The 2,841-nt window shown below is 34.9% G+C and carries 2 protein-coding genes; both read right to left on the reverse strand.

The genetic code is table 11. The features are described 5' to 3' along the window. Positions 1-191 precede the first annotated feature (191 nt). Entirely contained in the window at positions 192-1,550 is a 1,359-nt protein-coding gene (locus tag BFP75_RS05950; RefSeq protein ID WP_099544254.1) for an NAD(P)/FAD-dependent oxidoreductase, read from the reverse strand. 15 nt (positions 1,551-1,565) lie between these two features. Beyond that, complete coding sequence (locus BFP75_RS05955; protein WP_099544256.1) at positions 1,566-2,582, reverse strand: acetamidase/formamidase family protein; 1,017 nt, start codon at positions 2,580-2,582, stop codon at positions 1,566-1,568. Positions 2,583-2,841: the final 259 nt, after the last annotated feature.

A 2,841-nucleotide genomic window follows, 5' to 3' on the forward strand; every position in this document is an offset into this window, starting at 1 on the left:
AACGCCGATAACGGTGTATCACATATAGGATGCCGAGCAAGTTATATGGTATTGAATGGTTGATAATCCTATCGGAATTATCAACGATTCAACACCCCAAAACCATCATTATGAAGTAATTGAAAATTAAATACTAACTTTAGAGAACTGGACTAGGGCTTTTCATAGGAGCCATTGTTGGCATTAGTATTTTATTTATCAATATTGTCTATATCATTCATTAATCTTTGTGTACCTAATGCTGATTTAGCTTTTTGATACATCAATGAATTATTATCATTACCTAAAACGAAGTCCGCTGCTATAAGTCCATATGCAAGTGAACCTTTTGCACCAACGCCAGACATTCCACCAATAAGCACAAAACTAGAATCAACTTCTATGCTATGGTTTATTGCCTGACTGACATAAGGTATTTCAGATTCTGTTAACGAATAAACACAAGAATAGCCCTTGGCAAATTCCAAATCAGTAGATTTTATTGGCAAATCTAGTTTAGCAAAATAATCCGCAGTATTTATTTTACTCCATAGTATTTCCTGCTCTGTCAATTCCTTTTTCCAAACTCTATCCAAATCTTCAATTTCTGTCCGCAAAAAATGTCCACCAACTTTCAATATAGGTCTATTACTTTCATCATATTTTTCAATCATAGAATAGAATATTTCAGAATTAATATATGCAACAGGATAAGAAGACCGTAGTCTATTTTTTTGTTCACTTGTAAGGATGTTGTATTTATCCGATTTTATTTTTAAAAATGAAAGAAATAAACGCTTTGGATTTATCAAATCGCTAAAATAAGGTGCTACATCTTTTACCAAAGTACCATTATAAGGTCCAGCAGCGGCTACTACCTTTTTGCTCAATATGGTTTTGTTTGTCCCTGTTTTGGCATCTTTAATCTTTATTTTATAAACTCCATCCTCTTTTTTTAAACTGGTAACTTTTTGGTTGTAGTTTATTCTATTTCCCGATTTCCTTATTCCTCGATGTAGTTTTTTGATTAACACTTTAGGATTAAGGGTGCCAGTGTATTCTTTATATTCGCGAATAACCAATGTGGTATCTGAAATTTTCATTCCAAATTTTTCTTCTGCTTCCTCTTTATTTGATGCATATTCATATCTATCTAATTGTCCATCAAGCAAATTTTCAACATCTTTTAATTGGGATTGAGAATAGACGTAAGTAACTGGTGAAGTAGTGTAAATGTCTTGCATTGAGTGCAATTCTTGTAACTCTCCTCTATTAAGAAAATCAATCAAATGTTTAGTTTCTTTTACCGAGGTTTGCTGTAGAAATGAGAAAATGTCTTCTTTTGGACCTAAACTTCTTGAAATTCTTGCTTCTCCGAGACTAGAGCCAAAAGTGTAAACTGAATCTTGCTGTTCAATTAACAAGATATTTTGTCCATATTTCGAAAGTTCCCATGCTGTTGAGCTACCCATCAAGCCTCCACCAATTACAACGATATCTTCTATTTTATCTTCCGTTGAGCATGATATTAGAGTTAGTATAACGGTTAGCAGTAATATAAGACGTTTCATAATCAAGTTTTGACTTTATTGCTCTTTGTTATACTTTTTGAATACATTTTTAGGAATATGCATAGTCACCAACATATTTGGTAAATCAACAACTTCGGCAATTTTTAAATCCCCAATAAGTGAACAAAGCATATAAGCCTCTTCTTGTGGCATATCATATGTCTCTGAAATATGTTCTACCATATAACGAGTAGCTTTTTTTGCTGCCTCATCTATAGTCGTTGCGAAGCCTGTTGTAGCATAATAATCTTTCGATTCATATTCGGGTTCTGCTATTTTCTTGTTTTTTAGAACACTTAATCTAAAACGTATACGCATATCACATTCTACTGCTGTTCCAACAACTTCTCCAAGGCCTTGAACAGCGTGTGCATCTCCAATAGAGAATAATGCTCCTTTCACGAAAACAGGAAAATATACAGTTACGTCTTTAACTAAATTTGGGTCATCCATATTCCCTCCATTAGCTCTTGGCGGAAAAGTTGTCAGCATCTCTTCTGTATTTGGCGCAACACCCATTACTCCTGCGAATGGTCTCATTGGTATACTTATGTCATCAGAAAAATGGACAAGATTATTTTCTTTATCTAGCTTATATGTTTTAAATCCTTTCGCTTCTGTTTCACCTGCTAAAAATCCAAATTCTGGCCCCATACCAGTCCATCCCCAATCACCAGGTTCTAAATCCAATAATTCAACTGCCAATACATCCCCAACTTCTGCATCTTCCACATATATTGGTCCGGTTAAAGTGTGGACTTTATCCATATCCACTTTTTCAAAATCCTCTAATGTTGAATTTATGTTCAATTGTCCACCAGTTGCTTCTAGCGTAAATGCTTCAATTACACTTCCATTTGGAACTTTGATTTGATGAGGGATAGAACTACTGAATTTATCATGACTTTTATCAACTGTAATTGTAAAATCAGGTTCAAGAATAGATTCGGTTGCGACTGATTGATTCAATTCAACCTTTTCGTTGCATCCAAAAATTAAAATTATAATTAGGAAGTTTAGTACTTTTCTCATGTTCAGTTATATTAATGCCAACGGTCGCGGCTAAACGGCGTAGCCAGCTTTTGCTGGATATGAACGTTTTAGCCATTGTGTGTGCCCAGTATGGGCATCTTTATCTTATAGCAATATAAGGATTTATTTAGAGGGTGTAAGTCCCTTATGCGCTGGAGTAACGTCTGGAAGCATTAGTAAGTCGCAAGGGTGGTAACCGCGAGGTTACACCTGAAGAAAGCGAGACTACAAAACTCGGTACTGACGAACAGGAACCGTA

Origin of the sequence: Maribacter sp. 4G9 (assembly GCF_002742265.1) — a bacterium.
Taxonomy (GTDB): domain Bacteria; phylum Bacteroidota; class Bacteroidia; order Flavobacteriales; family Flavobacteriaceae; genus Maribacter.